Below are 15,980 nucleotides of genomic sequence, written 5' to 3' on the forward strand. Positions count from 1 at the left end.
TAGTTACAAACTACCTCTTTTAGCATATTTACACACCTTTTCGTTTATATTTTTATGTAATATTCGTTCATGTTTATTTTCTTATACAAATTAATTATACAATGTTTTCAAATATATGCAATAAAAACTCCTCAGAATTTTTTTATCTTCTGAGGAGTTTAGTTTTATTTTAAGCTTATTAATAATTGACCTGCTTTAACTTGTTGACCTTCTTTTGCAATAATTGATCCAACAACACCTTCAACAGCAGCTGTAACCTTAGCTTCCATCTTCATAGCTTCTACAATAATAACTGCTTGATTTTTAGCAACTGTTTCCCCTTCTTCTACAAGAATTGATAGGATAGTTCCTGGAATAGGTGCTCCTATTTGTTTTCTATCAGAAGGGTCTGCCATTTCAATTGTGTTAAAATCTTGAATAAACTTGTTGTTTTTATCTTTAATCTTAACCTCTCTGCGGTTACCATCAACTTCAAAAACAAGAATCTTATTCCCTTCATTATCAGGATTACTTACACTTAAAAGTCTTATCATATAAGCTTTTCCTTCAGCTACTTCTACTTCACAAGTTTCTCCTTCATAAAGTCCGTGGAAGAATACATCACTTCCCATTCTTGTAAAGTCTCCAACCTCTTTTCTGTATTTTACATATTCCTCAAATACATCTGGGTAAAGAGCATAACTTAATATGTCTCTCTTATCAGGTTCAATTTCTAGTTCTTCTTTTAAATATTTCTCTATCTTATCAAAGTCTTCTGGAGGAAGTAGTTCTCCTGGTCTACAAGTTATAGGTTCTTCTCCTTTTAGAACTATCTTTTGAAGTTCTTCTGGGAATCCTCCACTTGGTTGACCCATCATTCCTTTAAAGTAAGAAACTACTGAATCCGGGAAAGCTAAATGTGCTGCTTTTTCATGAATATTTTCTGGAGTAAGATTGTTTTGAACCATAAATATAGCAAAGTCTCCAACCATTTTTGAAGATGGTGTAACTTTTACAATATCTCCAACCATATCATTTACAACCTTATAGTTTTCTTTAACTTCATGAAATTTGTGGTCAAGTCCAAAGCTTTCAACTTGTGGTTTTAAGTTTGAATATTGTCCACCTGGTATTTCATATTTGTATATTTCAGCAGATCCAGATTTTAAATCAGACTCAAAAGCTTGATAAACTGGTCTTACTGCATCCCAATAATCTGAAACAAGCTGAATTCCTTTAAGGTTAATTCCAGTATCTCTTCTAGTATTTTTAAGTGCAGCAACTACTGAGTTTAGTGCAGGCTGACTTGTAAGTCCCGACATACTGTTAAATGCTGTATCAACAATATCAACACCAGCCTCTGCTGCCATTATTACTGTAGCCACTCCATTACCTGTAGTGTCATGAGTGTGAAGATGTATTGGAATACTAATTTCTTGTTTTAATGCACTTACTAATTTAAAGGCTGCATGAGGTTTTAAAAGTGCTGCCATATCCTTAATTCCTAGTATATGAGCACCAGTTTTCTCAATTTCTTTTGCAAGTTTTATATAATAATCTAAGTTATATTTACTCTTCTCATCATTTAAGATGTCACCTGTATAACATATAGCTGCTTCTGCGACTTTCCCTGTTTTTAGAACTTCTTCTATAGATACTTCCATACCCTTAAGCCAGTTAAGAGAATCGAATATTCTAAATACATCCATACCATTTTTTGCAGATTCTCTTATAAATTCACGAATTACATTATCAGGATAGTTCTTATATCCTACTGCATTTGCTCCTCTTATAAGCATTTGGAATAATACATTAGGAATCTTCCTTCTAAGTTCAGTTAATCTTTCCCATGGTGACTCATGTAAGAATCTATAGGCAACATCATACGTTGCTCCACCCCACATTTCAAGAGAGAATAAGTCATTCCCATATACAGAGGTTGCATCTGCTATCTTTAACATATCTCTAGTTCTTACTCTTGTAGCCATTAAAGATTGATGAGCATCTCTCATAGTTGTATCAGTTAAAAGTAACTTATTTTGATTTTTAATCCATTTAATAAGTCCATCAGTACCTTCATTATCTAAGATTTGCTTAGTTCCACTTAAATTATCAGGAATTTCAACCTTAGGAACTACAGGGACATCAAAGTCCTTTTTAACTCCATTAGTTTCATTAACTACCTTTTCCCCAATGTATCTTAATATCTTACTTTCTTCATCTGTCTTAGCTTCTATAGAAATAAGTTCAGGATTTTCTTCAATAAAGCCAGTATGACATTCTCCTTTTAAGAAGGTAGGATGATTTAACACGTTTATTAAGAAACCAATATTAGTTTTAACTCCTGAAATTGTTGTTTCTTCTATAGCACGAATACTCTTCTTTATTGCATCTTGGAAGGTTCTAGACCAAGATATATTTTTTACAAGTAAACTATCATAATAAGGACTAATAACAGCACCTGTAAATCCATTACCACCATCTAGTCTTATACCAAACCCAGAACTTGTTCTATAAACATCTATTTTTCCTGTATCAGGAGCAAAACTGTTAGATGGATCTTCTGTAGTAATTCTACATTGAATAGAATATCCTCTTGGTTTTACATCATCTTGAGAATATAAACCTATTTCTTCAGAGTTTAAAGGAAAACCTTCTGCAATTAAAATCTGACTTTGAACTAAATCTATACCAGTTACCATTTCTGATACAGTGTGTTCAACTTGAATTCTTGGATTCATTTCTATAAAATAGTGATCTCCGTGCATATCTACTAAAAATTCTAAAGTACCTGCACCTCTATAATTAACATGTTTAGCTATCTTTATAGCATCTTCACAAATTTCATTTCTTTTTTCTTCAGAAAGAGAAAATGCTGGAGTAAATTCTACAACCTTTTGATGTCTTCTTTGTATAGAACAATCTCTTTCATATAAGTGAACTATATTACCAAACTTATCTCCTAATACTTGAACCTCAATATGTTTAGGTTTTTCAAGATATTTTTCAATAAACATAAGGTCATTGCCAAAAGCTTTTTTAGCTTCATTTTTAGCACTGCTAAAAGCATACTCAAGTTCATCTTCACTATGAACTATTCTCATACCTCTACCACCACCACCTGCAGCAGCTTTTATCATGATAGGATATCCACACTCTTTTGCAAATACACTTGCATCTTGGACAGTGTTAACTCCATCTTCATGCCCTGGAATAGTTGGAACTCCAACTGCCTTTGCAACTATTTTGGATTTAATCTTATCCCCAAGAGAATCCATCATATCAGCTGTTGGTCCTATAAACTCAATACCTGATTCTTCACATCTTTTTGCAAACTCAGGATTTTCTGATAAAAATCCATAACCAGGATGAATAGCATCAACACCCTTTTTAAGCGCAAGGCTTATAATTTCTTCAATATTTAAATACGCTTCAACAGGACTTTTATTCTCACCGATTAGATAAGCTTCATCTGCTTTAGTTTTAAATAAGGAATACTTATCCTCATTAGAATAAATAGCAACTGTTCTAATTCCAAGCTCACTACAAGCTCTAAAGACTCTTATAGCAATTTCGCCCCTATTTGCTACCAAAACTCTTTTAAATTTCTTCATAAAAATGCCCCTTTTCTCTCCTAAAATTTTTGCCTATAGCTAGATTTAGTTTAATGGCTAATAATAAACTTGTAACCACAAAAAAACAAACCTTAACGAACATTTAACAATATATATTAAGGCTTCTTTCTTATTTTCTATATTACTCTATAAAAGCCACCTTTGCTCTTTTTATTATAAATTCAATCTACAATGCAATATACACACTTAATAAAATTCATTATTATAATATATATTCTCTCATTGTTTTCAACTTAAGTACATCTTTATTTTAATTATTATATCATAATTCTTTTAATACTGCTATTCTACAAATAAAATAAATATATTTTTATTGAAGGCTTTTCACTATAAAAATTTGAAAAATGCAAGTTTCACTTCATAATTATTTCGTATTTCACTTTAACACCATCTTATTAAACAAAAGTAAAATTCTTCATTTATATAGCCAAAACCCGAAACTTATCTAACAAACTCCATTATCCTTACCCCTAAAATATTAAGAGGAACTTTAGAATTTTATTTCCTAGGTGAATAGTAAGCAATAAAAAAACCGCCTTACTATTCACCTAGGAATCTTAAAGCGGTTTTCATTATTATTTTATTCCTTCACTCAAATAAGGATTGTACATCATATAAGCATGATTTTCAGCAATATACTCATCTTTTATCAATCCAATATTATCATACATTTTTCTATAAATTATGTTATTTCTAATATATCCTCCGAATAATCCTGCTGTTATTGAATGTTCTTTTTCATACACTTCGTACTTATTAATTGATGGTACAGTGCCCCTCCATTCACCAACTAGATGTTCATCAGTCAAATAAACTACTAATTGATACTCCTGTTCTGTATTATTGTATATTTGTAAGTCTAAAAAATTATAAGCGCAGGTTGCCCCAGTACCAAAAGGCTGAGTTCTATTACTATCTGGAAATACATCATGACTATGTCTATATCTTTCAGTTACTATTAGTGAAGTATGTAATGTCATCCAATATATTAGATTTGAAAGCTGACAAAGCCCACCACCAACTCCAGCTTTAAAGCTACCATCTGCACATAGCATAAGTCCATCTAAATATCCCTTTTTATAAGATGCCTTTCCTATAAGCTTCCAATAGGAAAATGTTTCTCCAGGTTTTATTACTATTCCATTAAGTTTCTCAATAGCAAGTCTAAGATTTGTTATCTTATTATGTTGAAGTTTCATATCTACATTCTTAAGCTTTCTTAATAATGGTGTTTTATGTTCAAAGATAACATAAGGTGATTTCTCACTAACAATATTTTTCGAATACTTTTTCCCACTAAAATACCACTGCTTGTACCTTTTCATTGAATAATATAATTTTCCTAAAAATAATCTAAGTTTTGATCTCTTAATAGGCTTCTTCTCAATATAGCTCATAAAACCCTCCACCTTTTTTGTTAAGTAAGATACTCAAGATTTATTACTGGTAATTATACCATTTAATTCAAATATATTGATTACAAACTCTATACAATAATTTATTTACTTTTCCCATACAAGCTAATGATACCGTCTTAAATCTTCTCTAAATAAAATTACATTTTTAAATAGAAATTAGATTTATTTAATAAATAACCCTACCGTTCCACTTTCCAATATAATTAAAACTCCCAATACTATAAATATTATTGGAACAAAAATATGTTTATACTTTTCAATATTTTTATTAACAAAAGGATGTTCGACTAATTTAAAACCAATAAAACACCATACACCTGTAAGTAATAAAAAAACTATAACTGTTATTAATATAGAATATAATTTCATACTTGAGAACACTGGTATATAAATACCAATGTTGTCTCCACCATTCGCAATGGTTACTCCTGCTGCCTTTAGTATATTTGGACTAATAAACTTTCTAATAGATACTAAGGTTTTATTTTCTTGATTCAAAACTACTTGTTCTTGTATATTCTCTTCAGTATCTTGAACCTCTTCTTCAACGTTATTCTTGATTTCTTTTTTATACTCAATATATTCCTTTATCCCTAGATATATAGGTACTAAACCGAGTAACCCAACATACTCCTGTGGAATTATCGATATTCCTAATGCCCCTGCAATACTTATTGCTGTTAAAGCTCCAATTCCTAAATATTGACCAATGACAATATGCTTAACTTTCATGTCTTTATTAACTTGAGAGAAAAACATCATTAAAATAAAAATATCATCAATATTAGTGCTAAAAAATGAAACTAGAGCAGTTATTATTGTACTAATCACTTATAATCCTCCAAACAATTAAATATCAGCTAATCTATTTAAATTATACTATATTAATCCCAGTATATAATCGCCTTTATTGATGCAAATTATCTTAAGATAAAATAATTTATTATAAAAAGAGGTGATACAAAATGAGAAGATTTATTAAACATCACATAGTTTTACTATTAATTTTTCTTTGCTCCTTCTTACTTACTATATGTACGCAAGCTCAACCTAACATTGATAATAGCGATGCACAACTGGTTCTTGATTCTTTAAATACAACAACTGTGCCAAGAAATTTACGAAAAACTTCTGATATCTCTTATCTGTCCAGTAATAAATCATTAAACCTTACTGGATTAGCTTCGTTAAATATCTCAGGAAGCCAACAATTTTCTGAGCAAAACCTACCATTAATGCTAGATTATTTAGACACATCCCTTCCTATAACTATAGTAGATTTAAGACAAGAATCTCATGGTTTTATAAATGGATATCCTGTTAGCTGGGCTAATTTAAAAAATGATGCAAACAAAGACCTAAATAAAGAAGAAGTTATATTAAAGGAAAGTAATCAACTTGAAAATATAGAATTAAATTCAACTATTGCTTTTCAAAAACCTACTACAAAATCACTTAATGTAACTAAAGTTGAAAATGAAGATGCACTAGTTAGTTCGAAGAACCTATCCTACATGAGAATACCCGTTACAGATGGCAAAATACCATCAGATTACATGGTTGACTACACAGTAGATTTTTTTAAAAACATTAATGAAAATTCTTGGCTTCATTTTCATTGTAAAGCTGGTGAAGGAAGAACCACCACCTTTATGATTATGTATGATATGTTTAAAAACGCAAAAAATGTCTCTAGCTCTGATATAATAAATCGCCAATTATCTTTAGCCAAGTTTAATACTAATGTTATCAATAGTTTTCATAATCCTGAAAGAGATAAGTTTATGCTAAATTTTTATGAGTACTGTAAAACCAATAATGATAACTTTAGTTCAAAATGGAGTGACTTTATAAAAACTATAACTTTTAATCACTCTATTAAAACTTTCTCTAAAAATACAATAAACTCAAACTATATAAAGAACTCTGAGGTTCCTAAGTTTCTATATGTTATTTCTTTAGATAAATTATCCCCAAGCGAAAAAACTATGATTGCCTCCCTTCAAGGGCTAGCCAACAATAAATCTTCTACTCAAATATATACTTTAAATTCTAATGAGCCAGATTATCAAATCTGGCTAGATGACTTGAAAAGTAATTATAATGTTAACTACGAAATTATTTCTGACCCTTGGATATTAGTAGATAAATTTAAACAATATGTAGATGGTTATATATTATTTAGTCATAAAAGCTCTATGGACCCCTCAATAAATAACGCCTGCTCTCTTGCAGCATTAAAAAATTCTATAGTCATTAATGAAGATATTGAAAATGAAGTAAATCTACACGGAATTACTAATCTAATTGGTGATTGTAGAAACACTGATAACACCTGGGCATATGATAACTTGTGGGATAAAGGCTTGAACCACTCTCTTTTAATTCAATTATCCCCTGATAAGGACTCCGCCTTAAGAGATTATGCTATACTTTCCAAAGCTTTAGTTTTCTATGAAGAAGATGTTACTAATACCACTCTAAGGGATAAAATATTTTCTAATGCTAACAAAAACTCCACCTGTTTAGGTTGGGGGCCAGATGAATTTATTAATGTAGGTACTGCTTCAAAATATGGAGTGAGTATTGTAGCTTCGGACTGGTCATATAACTTAAGTGTACTTAGTTCTTTTAAATCAACTCCTATAAATCAAAAATCTTCCCCAGAGTTTTTAGAAGAAAAAAATGTCCATTACGTTACCTTTGTAATGTCTGATGGTGATAATCAGCAGTGGATTCTTGGAAACAACTATAGCTCTAAAGACTGGTATGGATCAAGTTTGAGAGGTTCTTTCAATATGGGTTGGTCCATTACTCCTTCTATATATTATTTAGCCCCAACTGTTCTTAATATGTATTATAAAAGTGCAAACTCAAGCAATTATAATGATTATTTTATCGTTTCTCCTTCTGGAAATGGATATATGTATCCTAGTAAATTTGATACAAAAAGTTTAATTCCTTATATAGATGAATTAAATAATTACATGGATAATGTGAATCAGAATTATGTATCAATAATCGATGATTCCTCATTTTACGATACTGAGCTTTGGAACAAATTTACTTATAAAGATAATATTCAAGGGTTATTTTATTTAGATTATCATAAACATAATAACTATCAAGGAAAGATTTTGTGGTCTAATAATAAACCTATAGTATCTTGTAGAGATATACTTTGGAAAAACCTAGAGGATGAGAATGACTTAATTGAAAAAGTTAATTATAGGGTTAATGCTCTAGAACAAACAAATATTTCAATTCCTGAAAGCTATACCTTTGTTTATGTCCATGCATGGAGTAAAAACTTAGAAGATGTTGAAAAAGTAATTAATAAATTAAAGGAAAATCCTAAAATAAGAGTAGTAACTCCCAAAATCTTTATGGAGTTAATTAAGCATAACGTCACGCATTAATCTTCAACGCTTATATTTATATAAATTGTAACATCAATATTTTTTTTACATATAATATATTAAAACTAAATCTTATAATAAAAATACCATCTCCTCTAATGCTTAGAACCCCTATACTATTGTATAGAGGTTCTTTTAGTTTTCTGTCTTCTTTAATGATTTTTCTTTTTTATATAATCCTTGGTCATATCTTTCGATTTTACCACTTAATCTTTCTACTGTTCTTTGCATTTCTTCCATCTTTAACTTAAGTAAATCTCGTTGTTCAATTAAAAGCTCTTTTCTAGCTTCAACAGTTTCATCACCTTGTCCAAATAGTCTAACATATTCTATTAAAGCTTCAATTGGAAGTCCTGCACTTCTCATACATTTTATAAATTCTACCCATTTACAATCTTCTTCAGTAAAATCTCTTATTCCATTTTTCTTACGATTTACACTTGGAAGTAATCCAATACGCTCATAATAACGTATTGTATCTTGTGAAAGCTCATACATTTTGCTTACTTCTGCGATAGTCATTTTCCTTCACCTCATATTTATTAATTATTGCAATTCTCTTCTAAGTTCAATTATCTCTTCTATTAAATTCTTTTCTGATATACAAGTCATTAAATGATCTTGCGAATGTATAAATAACATTGAAAGATTTACATTTTCTCCATTTGCCTCTTTTGTTAACAAGGAAGTTTGTACATTATGTGCTTTTTCTAATTCTCCCTCAGCCTTTTCAATTAGATTACCTATCTCTTTAAACTTTCCTTCTTTCGCTTTAGAAAGTGCTTCATACATGTACGCTTTAGCTTCTCCAGCAGTAATTATTATATCCATAACTATCATTTCTTCAGTACTCATTAAATAATCCTCCAAAAATATTTTTTGTTATTACCTTTAAATTTAGTCTACTATTTGGAGTTAACTCCAAGTCAATAACTTTTATAAAAACAATTTATTTTTTATATCACTTTAAAATTCTTCCATTTTCCGCTTTTATATCTCACAATATAAATGATTGCACGAAGCATCCAGTCAAATCTCATTGCCACCCATATCCCAATAACCCCCATATTAAATACAACTCCTAATATATACCCAAGAGCTATACGTAGTATAAACATAGACCCAATTGAAACCAACATGGTGTAACGAACATCCCCTGCTGCACGTAAAGAATTTGAAAAAGTAAATGAAAGAGGCCATAAGAATATAGCAAATACATTATGAATTATTACAAGTATATAGGTCAGTCTGCTTACTTCATCAGATAAAGTGTATAAATTTAAAATCCATGGGAGCAAAGCAATCTCTGCTAAACTTATAATTAAGGTTGCAATATAAGTAACCTTTGTAAGTTTCTTAGTATAATAACTAGCCTGATTATATTCCCCTGCACCAACACATTGTCCAACTACTGTAACTATAGCTAAATTCATAGCACTTGCAAAACTTATAGAAATTCCAACTAAACTATTAGTAATTCCATTTGCTGCAATCTGAGTTGTACCAAATAATGAAATAATACTAACTAAAAGAACACGCCCTAATTGAACAATCCCATTCTCTAATCCATTCGGAACTGCAATATTTAAAATTCGTTTTATCATACTTCCTTGCCATGAAAAAATCTCAGGAAAACTTACAAATATATCATTTTTCTTATTTAGAGACTTGTACATCATAATTAATGCTGCAATTCCACGAGCAATTAATGCTGCAACTGCTATAGCAATAACTCCACCATGAAACACAAATATTCCAATAGCATTTCCAATAACATTAATTACATTCATTATTATAGAAACAATCATAGGAACACGAGAATTCCCCATAGATCTAAATAAAGCAGCACATGAATTATAAATTGCTAGAAACGGATAGGATAATCCAGAAATAATAAAATATACAATTGCAGCCTCCATAACATCAGCTTCTATATTTCCAAAAAGAACGCTTAGTAATGGTTTATTAAACAAAACTACTAATAACATTATTACTGTAGAAATAACTACAGTAATAGTAATTAACTGACTAGCAGCGTTACGTGCATTATCTTTTTCTTTTTTGCCAATATACTGAGAAACAATCACAGCTCCACCTGTAGCTAAAGCAGCAAGTACGTTAATTAATAGCATATTTATCATATCAACTAGTGAAACACCTGAAACTGCTGCTACACCAGCATAAGAAACCATCATAGTACCAATTATCCCAACAGTTATGATTAAAATCTGATCCATAAATAAAGGGATAATTAATTTTTTAAGATCTTGATTTGAAAACATAAGTCTACCTCACTTTCATTAGTTGTCTATCTAATTTACAATTTAACATCTTATTTACTTTGGGTCTAATGCTTATATTTCATCAGCATTAATGCTTAAAAGGCATGATAAAAGCCGTACATAAATAAATGTACAGCTTTTATCAGTAATGGATTCACAATATATTCTTTGTTTAATTATGCTTTAAAAGCATCCTTAATATGTTCTATAAACTTAGTTGTAGACTTGGAAAAAACTTGATGTTTCTTCCATGCTATAACGCAGCCTGTTTGTAACTCAGGATAAAAAGGTTTAAAACAGGTTTTTGTTTCATCATTAATATTAACTAATCTTTCTAGACATATAGCATAGCCAAAACCTTTCTCAACAAGAATAGCTACATTATAAATAAGATTGTAGGTTGCAACGATATCTAGTTTTTCAAAATCTACCCCTAACCAGTTTTCTATTTCATTTTGAACAATTGCACGTTTTGTATTTATTATAGGTATTCCAATCAAATCTTGTTTTTCTATATATTCTTTTTGAGCTAAAGGACTGTCTTTACTCATTAAAATCCCCCAAGTTTCTTTCTGATGAAGCCTTATAAAATCATATTTTTCAATATTTACAGGTTCTAGAAGTAGACCTATATCAATTAATCCTTTATCCATTTTTTCTTTTACATCATCAGCATTACCACTATGGAAATTATATTTAACTCTCGGATATTTCTCTCTGAATCCTTGAATTATATCTGATAATACATACATTGAATTTATTTCAGCAGCTCCTATAAATACCTCTCCGCCAATTAAATCATCTTGCTCACTAAACTCTCTTTCTGTTTTATCAGCTAAATCAATAATTTCTTCTGCTCTTCTCTTAAGAAGCATTCCATCTTCAGTAAGAGCTATCTTATTTTTTCCTCTTATAAATAGCTGTGTTCTTAATTCCTCTTCTAATTGCATTAATTGACGTGATAATGTTGGTTGTGTAATATGTAATAGCTCTGCTGCTTTAGTTATATTCTCTACTCTTGCTACTGTTAAAAAGTACTTTAATACCCTTATTTCCATATTAAAATCTCCGTATATTTTTTCCATAAATATTTTAAAATAAAGAAGGGCTATAAAAACATTTCTATAGCACCATCAATACAATTTATTTGACAAAGGTTACTGCATGTGGCACATATGGTTCTTCTAATAATGAAATTTCTTCTGGTGTAAGCTTAACATCTAACGCCCCTACTCCATCTTCAAGATGAGATATTTTAGTTGCACCAATTATTGGAGCTGTAATAGGTTCTTTATGAAGAAGCCAAGCAAGTGCTATTTGAGCTCTTGGAACACCACGTTTTTTAGCAATCTCTGCAACTATTTCTACCACTAATCTATCAGTATCTGCTGTAGTATCATACTTAAACTTGGCAATTTCATCTGTTTCAGAACGATATGTTTTTTCAGCCAAATCACGTGTAAGTCTGCCTGCTGCAAGTGGACTATATGGAGTCATAGCTATTTTTTCTTCTATACAAAGAGGCATCATTTCTCTCTCTTCTTCACGATATAAAAGATTATAATGGTTTTGCATAGATACAAACTTAGTCCATCCATTTTTCTCAGCTACATACAAAGCTTTTTGAAATTGATATGCTGCCATAGAAGAAGCCCCTATGTATCTTGCCTTACCAGCCTTTACAACATCATGTAATGCCTCCATAGTCTCTTCAATTGGTGTATTATAATCCCATCTATGAATTATATAAAGATCTACATAATCCGTTCCTAGACGTTTAATACTTTTATCAATTTCACTCATAATTGCTTTTCTAGAAAGGCCTGAACCATTTGGTCCTTTATGCATCTGTCCATGCACCTTCGTTGTAATAACTATTTCATCTCTATTTGCATAATCTTTCAAGGCTCTTCCAAGAATCTCTTCACTTGTTCCCCCTGAATATACATTAGCTGTATCAAAAAAGTTAATCCCTAATTCAAGAGCCTTCTTTATTATAGGACGACTTTTCTCCTCATTAAGAACCCATTGATGAATCCACTTTTCAGAATCTCCAAAACTCATACATCCAAGACAAAGTCTTGAAACATCCATTCCTGTATTACCAAACTTTATATATTCCATGTTTTAATCCTCTCCTCAAACAAATTTAATTATTATAAAATTCTTCTAAACCCTATTATATGTTTTATCAAATTCTGATTAGATATACAGGTAACTTAATTTCTTCTAACCATTACTTAAATTAAGTCTACTATTTAGAGTTAACTCCAAGTCAAGACTTTTTAAGAAAAAAATCTACTACACTAATTTATTTAACAAGTGCAATAGATTCTACTCTCTTTTTATTTAATATAGTATATATAATTTTCTTTTCTAACCGCAGGATTAGGACGTTCACAGTCTGGATAACCAAGAATACAAGCTCCAACTCCACTATACTCCCCATCAACTCCCCATTTTTTTAACAAAACTTTTCCTTCTTCTGATTCAAATGTCTCATAAACACGGTTAATCCAACAAGAACCTATATTTAGTGAATGTGCAGCATTCATCATATTACCCATGCATAAACTTCCATCTTTTATATTATTTTTATTGTTTTTATCCCCTAGTACAAGAACAACCGTAGGAGCTCCATAAAAAGGTTTGCTCTTAGGATTTGGGCTAAAGCTTGCATTTAACTTTTCTAACTCTTCAATAGTCTCTTTATCTTGAACTGCAATTAGTATGGCACTTTGCTTTCCCATAGAACTTGGAGCATAGCTACCTGCTTTAAGAATTATATCTAACTCTTCATTTGAAATCTGTTCGGATTTGTATTTCCTTATACTTCTTCTTTCTAGTAAATCTTTAATTGTTTGATTCATGTTAATCCTCCTTTATCTTTTAGAAATGCTTTTTTTTTTGGCACTTAAAGATTCGTTTATATGTACCATATTATGTCTTGTTGCTGGCATTAATATGATACCTGCCACATTTTTTCTTCCCCAGAAATCTATGAGCCAATTTGAAGCTTCCACATCTAGAACCGCTCCTTCATCTATAATCCTTTGTAATTTTTCTTTATCAAACTTTCTTTTCATATCTTCATTAGCTAAGTTTCCTATGATTGTCCTTGTTTTTTTACCTACAGCTATTCTATAGTTTTTTAGCTCTTGTATATTTATATTTTTGCTAAACTCTAATATCTCTTCAGAACTTAAAGCATTTCCAGTGTCAATAATTTCAGTATTTATTTTTTCTTTCCAATTTCCAGAATTAAATACTTGCTCATCTCCTGCAACTAATAAATTCATTGTTATGTCTTCAATTCTACTAGAGTGCCATAATCCATATGCTATAGTACGTCCTTTTTCATTAATTGAAGTTCTAAATATTTCATCCTCTAAGTCTTCTAAAAGCTCATCTTCAAAAGTTTTCTCATCAGTTCCTGATACATAAGATGAGTGTACCATAGAATGTACCATCCTAGCTAAAGCCTTACTTTCCTCAACTTTATCTTTTTTTAGAATTATTTCCCTCAATTCTTTTAAATGTTTATTCCAAGTTTTAAAATCCATACTAAACCCCCTCTTTTACTTATTGAATTATCCTAATTATACCACATTCCAATTTATTCATATTAAATAAAGAAAAAATATCCTAAAATTCAGTTCTGAGTTTTAGGATATTTGTATTTAGTGACTAATTTGTTTTGGTTTGTTTTGGAGTAATTGTTACTTCTCCTTTACCTGTTACCACAAGTAAATATTCTGGTTTCATAGGGATTGTATCTATTTTAGTTGAATTAGGGTCAAGTTCTATATGTTGAATCGGAATATATTCTTTATCAAAAATTAGTACAAGAACTGGATCTGTTTTTGAAATATTATTAACTGAGTATATGTTGCCTTCAGAAATATTAAAATCAGCTAAATTATATATTCCTTCTTTATAACTTGCTTCAACTGCAAATACACGCTTTGAGAGATTTATATTAAAAAATAGACATAAAAAAATTAAAAATAAAACGATACACTTCTTCATTATATTACTCCTTTATTCTTTAGGACTTAGATATACCTGCCCTTTGCCAACAACCAAAATAGTATAACTAGATTTTAGTGGCACTGTATCAAGCTTTTGTATAGTTGGTAAAAGACGTATAGATTCTACTATAACTAAATTTTCATCCAAGATATATAAGTACATTTTATCTGCTGTTGAAACGTTTTGAATAGTGAACACACCAGACTTTGATATATTAAGATCTGATAAAGTATAAATTCCTTGTTTAAATACATTACTAACTGCAAAAGCAGATTTGCTTGTAACTATATTAAAAGATAAACATAAAATAATTAGAAATACCTTAATAAATCTTCTCATTTTTCACACACCTTTCGTTTTTATTTTACGTATTAAATATAATAATATTCATAAAAAGAGATAGCTATAAAATCCATAGCTATCTCTCTTTTACCTTACTCAAATTTCTGTATATCCTTCTTCTTGTAATAGAACTTTTAATTTATAAAGAGTCTTATCTCTATATCTTATTGCATGCATATAAGGAACATTTTTATAATCTGAATAGGCTTTTACTGTTTTATCTTTGAAGAATATAAAATCTATTAATTCTGATTCTTCTTCAGTTAATCTTTTTAAAACTATTTCTAAAGCTTTATAAATATCTTTTTTATAAATTTTATCTTCGATAGAATCAATTTTATTTGACAAGGTTCTTACAAATATATCATCCATGATTAAGCTTTGATGACCATTAGTTTTCGCCAAGGTTCCAACATTTCTACCTATATCCTCGAGACAATTTCTTATGACTTTTTCTGCATAAGCAGTGAAAGTTTTTTCTCCTAATCTATACTTATCAACAGATCTAATTACTTTAAATAGGCATTGATTTATTATTTCATCTACTTCATATTCCTTGATTGTATTTTTTCTTACATATTGGTTAGTCAAGTTTTTTGCCATATCATAGTATTCCTCAGCTAATATATTTTTAGCTTCTTTGTCTCCAGATTTACAACGGGATACAAGATCATCAATATAAATATAACGATCCATAACTTAATATCTCTTTGTTTATTTTTTTTATATTTAAAATCATTGTTTTTCTCCTTAAATATAAGAATTAATACATTTTTCTCTGTATAATTCTATATATATGCAAAAACCTACAATGTTGCGTGGTAAATATAGGTAAATAAAAAATGTAGTGACTCCTAAACTAGGCCATCACTA

The 15,980-nt window shown here is 29.8% G+C and carries 14 protein-coding genes; 1 reads left to right on the plus strand and 13 read right to left on the minus strand.

From position 1 onward, the window contains the following. Positions 1–164 precede the first annotated feature (164 nt). The 3 genes from P8F83_RS10640 to P8F83_RS10650 form a co-directional block, all read right to left on the minus strand. Entirely contained in the window at positions 165–3,593 is a 3,429-nt protein-coding gene (locus tag P8F83_RS10640) for a pyruvate carboxylase (RefSeq protein ID WP_326514578.1), read from the minus strand. A gap of 596 nt (positions 3,594–4,189) precedes the next feature. Continuing rightward, positions 4,190–5,011, minus strand: coding sequence for a VanW family protein (locus P8F83_RS10645; protein WP_326514579.1), 822 nt, complete (start codon positions 5,009–5,011; stop codon positions 4,190–4,192). A 183-nt stretch (positions 5,012–5,194) separates the two neighbouring features. Continuing rightward, positions 5,195–5,863: a cadmium resistance transporter gene (locus tag P8F83_RS10650; protein ID WP_326514580.1), complete on the minus strand. Its 669-nt coding sequence runs from the start codon at positions 5,861–5,863 to the stop codon at positions 5,195–5,197. Positions 5,864–5,997: 134 nt separating this feature from the next. Between P8F83_RS10650 and P8F83_RS10655 the strand changes: the two genes are divergently transcribed. Then, complete coding sequence (locus tag P8F83_RS10655; protein ID WP_326514581.1) at positions 5,998–8,451, plus strand: GxGYxYP domain-containing protein; 2,454 nt, start codon at positions 5,998–6,000, stop codon at positions 8,449–8,451. 135 nt (positions 8,452–8,586) lie between these two features. On the opposite strand, the gene P8F83_RS10660 is transcribed toward P8F83_RS10655, so the two are convergent. From P8F83_RS10660 to P8F83_RS10705, 10 genes are all read right to left on the minus strand, one after another. Beyond that, a complete protein-coding gene (locus P8F83_RS10660) occupies positions 8,587–8,973 on the minus strand; it encodes a MerR family transcriptional regulator (RefSeq protein WP_326514582.1) in 387 nt (128 codons plus the stop codon). Positions 8,974–8,997: 24 nt separating this feature from the next. Further along, positions 8,998–9,306: a PTS lactose/cellobiose transporter subunit IIA gene (locus P8F83_RS10665; protein ID WP_326514583.1), complete on the minus strand. Its 309-nt coding sequence runs from the start codon at positions 9,304–9,306 to the stop codon at positions 8,998–9,000. 101 nt (positions 9,307–9,407) lie between these two features. After that, positions 9,408–10,733 (minus strand): MATE family efflux transporter, encoded by a 1,326-nt coding sequence (locus tag P8F83_RS10670; protein ID WP_326514584.1) that lies wholly within the window; start codon positions 10,731–10,733, stop codon positions 9,408–9,410. A 176-nt stretch (positions 10,734–10,909) separates the two neighbouring features. Continuing rightward, on the minus strand, positions 10,910–11,791 hold the full coding sequence (locus P8F83_RS10675; protein WP_326514585.1) for a LysR family transcriptional regulator: 882 nt from the start codon (positions 11,789–11,791) through the stop codon (positions 10,910–10,912). An 85-nt stretch (positions 11,792–11,876) separates the two neighbouring features. Further along, complete coding sequence (locus P8F83_RS10680) at positions 11,877–12,857, minus strand: aldo/keto reductase (protein ID WP_326514586.1); 981 nt, start codon at positions 12,855–12,857, stop codon at positions 11,877–11,879. Between the two features lie 221 nt (positions 12,858–13,078). Next, positions 13,079–13,603 (minus strand): nitroreductase family protein, encoded by a 525-nt coding sequence (locus P8F83_RS10685; RefSeq protein ID WP_326514587.1) that lies wholly within the window; start codon positions 13,601–13,603, stop codon positions 13,079–13,081. A gap of 12 nt (positions 13,604–13,615) precedes the next feature. Continuing rightward, on the minus strand, positions 13,616–14,296 hold the full coding sequence (locus tag P8F83_RS10690; RefSeq protein WP_326514588.1) for a DinB family protein: 681 nt from the start codon (positions 14,294–14,296) through the stop codon (positions 13,616–13,618). 124 nt (positions 14,297–14,420) lie between these two features. Then, complete coding sequence (locus P8F83_RS10695; RefSeq protein WP_326514589.1) at positions 14,421–14,762, minus strand: hypothetical protein; 342 nt, start codon at positions 14,760–14,762, stop codon at positions 14,421–14,423. 12 nt (positions 14,763–14,774) lie between these two features. Further along, entirely contained in the window at positions 14,775–15,104 is a 330-nt protein-coding gene (locus P8F83_RS10700; protein WP_073022457.1) for a hypothetical protein, read from the minus strand. Positions 15,105–15,203: 99 nt separating this feature from the next. Beyond that, positions 15,204–15,803, minus strand: coding sequence for a sigma-70 family RNA polymerase sigma factor (locus P8F83_RS10705; protein WP_326514590.1), 600 nt, complete (start codon positions 15,801–15,803; stop codon positions 15,204–15,206). Positions 15,804–15,980: the final 177 nt, after the last annotated feature.

The organism is Clostridium intestinale (assembly GCF_035905475.1).
Classification (GTDB): Bacteria; Bacillota; Clostridia; order Clostridiales; family Clostridiaceae; genus Clostridium_T; species Clostridium_T intestinale.

Bases quoted from the DNA above. Each gene is read 5' to 3' on its own strand.
- P8F83_RS10680 (WP_326514586.1), bottom strand. From the start codon at position 12,857: ATGGAATATATAAAGTTTGGTAATACAGGAATGGATGTTTCAAGACTT.
- P8F83_RS10655 (WP_326514581.1), top strand. From the start codon at position 5,998: ATGAGAAGATTTATTAAACATCACATAGTTTTACTATTAATTTTTCTT.
- P8F83_RS10705 (WP_326514590.1), bottom strand. From the start codon at position 15,803: ATGGATCGTTATATTTATATTGATGATCTTGTATCCCGTTGTAAATCT.
- P8F83_RS10675 (WP_326514585.1), bottom strand. From the start codon at position 11,791: ATGGAAATAAGGGTATTAAAGTACTTTTTAACAGTAGCAAGAGTAGAG.
- P8F83_RS10645 (WP_326514579.1), bottom strand. From the start codon at position 5,011: ATGAGCTATATTGAGAAGAAGCCTATTAAGAGATCAAAACTTAGATTA.
- P8F83_RS10690 (WP_326514588.1), bottom strand. From the start codon at position 14,296: ATGGATTTTAAAACTTGGAATAAACATTTAAAAGAATTGAGGGAAATA.
- P8F83_RS10670 (WP_326514584.1), bottom strand. From the start codon at position 10,733: ATGTTTTCAAATCAAGATCTTAAAAAATTAATTATCCCTTTATTTATG.
- P8F83_RS10685 (WP_326514587.1), bottom strand. From the start codon at position 13,603: ATGAATCAAACAATTAAAGATTTACTAGAAAGAAGAAGTATAAGGAAA.
- P8F83_RS10640 (WP_326514578.1), bottom strand. From the start codon at position 3,593: ATGAAGAAATTTAAAAGAGTTTTGGTAGCAAATAGGGGCGAAATTGCT.
- P8F83_RS10665 (WP_326514583.1), bottom strand. From the start codon at position 9,306: ATGAGTACTGAAGAAATGATAGTTATGGATATAATAATTACTGCTGGA.
- P8F83_RS10660 (WP_326514582.1), bottom strand. From the start codon at position 8,973: ATGACTATCGCAGAAGTAAGCAAAATGTATGAGCTTTCACAAGATACA.
- P8F83_RS10700 (WP_073022457.1), bottom strand. From the start codon at position 15,104: ATGAGAAGATTTATTAAGGTATTTCTAATTATTTTATGTTTATCTTTT.
- P8F83_RS10695 (WP_326514589.1), bottom strand. From the start codon at position 14,762: ATGAAGAAGTGTATCGTTTTATTTTTAATTTTTTTATGTCTATTTTTT.